We start from the raw sequence: 3,403 nt of genomic DNA, 5'->3' as shown, positions 1-3,403 counted from the left end.
ATATAAAAAAAAGACTGTTTGGAAATGATATTAAATCATTTCGTCACAGCCTCTTTTTTACATGTCTTCTAGAATTTGTTTTACAAGCTTAACAAGTCTTTCCTCTGCACTATTTGCTGCTTCCATGACTTCTATATGATTTAATTCATTATTTGATAGTCCTGCTGCTTTATTAGTTACAAGTGAAATACCTAAAATCTTCATATCAGAATGTCTTGCAACAATAGCTTCAGGCACTGTAGACATACCTACCATGTCTGCACCAAGTGTCTTGAATGCACGAATTTCTGCAGGTGTTTCAAACTGTGGTCCTTTAAAGAAACAATAAACGCCTTCTTTTACATCTACATTTACTTTCTTTGCAGATTCAAAGGCAAGAGAACGTAATGCTGATGTATAAACATCAGTCATATCCTTGAAACGTGGTCCAAAATCATCTAGGTTAGGTCCTCTTAAAGGTGATGGCATCATAAATGATAAATGATCAGAAATAATTACAATCTGTCCTGGATTTAAATCATCTCTTACACCACCACAGGCATTAGTCACAATTAAGTTCTTAATACCTAAAGCACTAAATACACGAATAGGCATTGTGACTTTCTGCATATCATAGCCTTCATAGAAATGGAAACGTCCTTTCATACAGGCAACAGTCTTACCACCAATTTCACCAATAATTAATTTACCAGCATGTCCTGGTACAGTAGAAACAGGGAAATAAGGGATATCCTTATAATCAATTTCTACAGGTTCATTAATCACATCAGCAAGTGGTCCTAAACCTGAACCTAATACAATGGCAACATCAATAGGATTTTTATAGCGTGACTGAATATAATCACGTGCAGCATAAATTTCATCAATATACATAAATATACCTCCATAGCTATTATAACCTATATCATTCGCAAATAACTCTTAAAAATGATAAAATAACCCTAATAAGGAAGGTGATACCATGCATTTAGAAGATTACCGTTTATTTGATACAAAAGTATTTAGAGATGTTGTTCATGATTATATACGTGTTGAATATATGCCTATCTGGAAACTGATTAATACAAAAGAATTTCAGCGTTTAAGACGTATTAAACAGTTAGGAGGTACATCCATGGTATTTCCTAGTGCAGAACATTCACGTTTTGTCCATTCTTTAGGTGTTTATGAAATAACTCGACAAATGACAGAATTAGATCAAGTCAAAAACCACTTAACAGACTATGAACGTTTAACTGTATTATGTGCCGCTTTATTACATGATTTAGGACATGGTCCTTTCTCTCATTCATTTGAAGGAATCTTTCATTATAATCATGAAGAGATGACCACAGCGCTTATTAGAGGACATACAAAGGTACATGAAGTCCTCTCACAAGTTGATCCTCATTTGCCTGAAGATGTGGCACGTGTTATAGAAAAGAAAGCTGATAAACCAATGTTAGTGCAGATGATCTCTAGTCAGGTAGATGCTGATCGTATGGATTATCTCTTACGTGATTCTTATAACTGTGGTGTGACTTATGGACAGTTTGATTTATCAAGAATATTACGTACTATGCGTATTGTAGATAATCGTATTGTCTTTAAATCGTCCGGTGTACAGGCAATAGAAGATTATATTTTAGCTCGTTATTATATGTATTGGCAGGTGTATTATCATCCCGTATCTAGAAGTTATGAACAAGTACTAGGGAGTGTTATGAAACGTGTAAAGGATTTATATAAACAAAACTATACGTTTAAATCTTCATTTCCACTTCTTATTCCTTTCTTAGAGGATAACTTCACACCTGAACAATTTGTGAGACTTGATGAAACATCATTACTCTATTATATAAGATGCTTTATGGATGAAGATGATACAATTCTTAAAGATTTATCGACTCGTTTATTAGAAAGAGAATTATTTAAATATCGTACACTTAAGGGTGATGAAGATTATGAAAATACAAGAAAGATATGTATAGAAGAAGGACTAGATCCTCGCTATTATGTTACAAGTGATGCGATTATGAATCAGGTGCCTTATAAACGTATGGAGGTCAGACATGCGAATGAAGTAGAAATACTTAAACAAGATGGAACAATTAGTTCATTACCAGAAGAATCAGAAATTGTACAAGCTATATTGTTAGGTAAAGCCAAACAGGATCAGAAGATCTTCTCTACTAGACAAGTGATTAGACGTTCATCTTTTAGATATCAGTCTTTTAATAAATATGAGGATGCACAGGGTACACACTATATTCTTGAACAGGCTTCTAAAGAATGGAATCAGGAAGGATTATTCTTAGAATTCTATCAAGAAGATCATGTTATTGGATGTGCACATATTATTGATGATTGTGTCAAAGACATTGTATTACTTCCTGATGACCGTAGAGAGTTCTATGAAAAAGAAGTGTTAGCTGCAATAGAAGATTTCTTTAAAAAATACAATAAAGATGTAATCAAGATTATTCCTCATACACAATCTCTTGATTTTTATCTAGAAAATGGGTATCGTACAGAAGGTTACTATATAATTAAGGAGGTAGGATGATGAAAAAAAGAATTTCTTATGAATGTTTATTAGTCAATGGCCCCGTCAAAGAAAAAGTAAAATATAAAGAGATAGGAGACCATTATGAAGTAAAAGGTGTTCATCATATCTCTTTTGAAGTAGAAGGAAAACCAATGCGTATCCAATATGATGATACACATGTACATCTTGTGAATGATCAATCTGTATTACATTTTAATAAGGATATGCGTGTACCGAATAAATATACATTACCTTATGGTGTTGTAGAACTTCATACAAAAGTGATTTCTTTAGAATATAGAGAAGGTACAATGAAATTTATCTATGAACTCTATGACCAGGAACATCTTGTAACAAAAGCTTATATGATGGTGCATTACTCTGATATAGATGAAGAAGGGATGCCTTCATGAAATATATAAAACGTTTTACAGCATTGTTCTTTGAATATCTATATCGTTTTATCCAGTTCTTATTGAGCCCAATTGTGATCTATATTGCGCTCATCTGTATTCAAGCTATTTATCTTGTATACTTTGCATCAATACTCACAGACTTTAATGGTGTGGTTCGTTTCTTGTTTGTTTCTTTGTCTGCATTTATGATCTTTTATTTAATTAGTAAAGATGAGAATACAAACTATAAGATGACATGGATCTTCTTTATAATGTTATTGCCTAACGCAGGAGGATTACTTTATCTCTTGTTAGGTAACAAGAGACCATCACGCTGGTTAAAAAGAAAGATTCAGCCAGAAGTACAATACTTTAATGAAACAAGACATCAAGATCCGGTTATTAGAAATCAGATTATTAATAAGAAGATTATTTCTTTAGATTATCTCAATAGACAATCATTTCCTATATATAATCATAC

General features: G+C 32.6%; 4 protein-coding genes. 3 read left to right on the top strand and 1 reads right to left on the bottom strand.

Annotated elements, in window-relative coordinates:
• Positions 1-57: 57 nt before the first annotated feature.
• Positions 58-873, bottom strand: coding sequence for a purine-nucleoside phosphorylase (locus ACT8VG_RS08920; RefSeq protein WP_187011685.1), 816 nt, complete (start codon positions 871-873; stop codon positions 58-60).
• Between the two features lie 88 nt (positions 874-961).
• Here ACT8VG_RS08920 and ACT8VG_RS08915 point away from each other — a divergent pair, with 88 nt between their 5' ends.
• From ACT8VG_RS08915 to ACT8VG_RS08905, 3 genes are all read left to right on the top strand, one after another.
• Entirely contained in the window at positions 962-2,545 is a 1,584-nt protein-coding gene (locus tag ACT8VG_RS08915; RefSeq protein ID WP_444195668.1) for an HD domain-containing protein, read from the top strand.
• Complete coding sequence (locus ACT8VG_RS08910; protein ID WP_117458112.1) at positions 2,545-2,940, top strand: DUF1934 domain-containing protein; 396 nt, start codon at positions 2,545-2,547, stop codon at positions 2,938-2,940. Before ACT8VG_RS08915 ends, ACT8VG_RS08910 begins: the two co-directional genes overlap by 1 nt.
• A partial coding sequence (locus ACT8VG_RS08905) for a PLDc N-terminal domain-containing protein (protein ID WP_444195667.1) occupies positions 2,937-3,403 on the top strand: 467 nt, incomplete at its 3' end. The genes ACT8VG_RS08910 and ACT8VG_RS08905, both read left to right, overlap by 4 nt.

The sequence above is a fragment of the Catenibacterium sp. genome (assembly GCF_052354645.1).
Lineage (GTDB): Bacteria > Bacillota_I > Bacilli_A > Erysipelotrichales > Coprobacillaceae > Catenibacterium > Catenibacterium mitsuoka_A.
The sequence above is the reverse complement of the archived record's forward strand: the minus strand, read 5'-3'. Positions and strand labels throughout refer to the sequence as shown.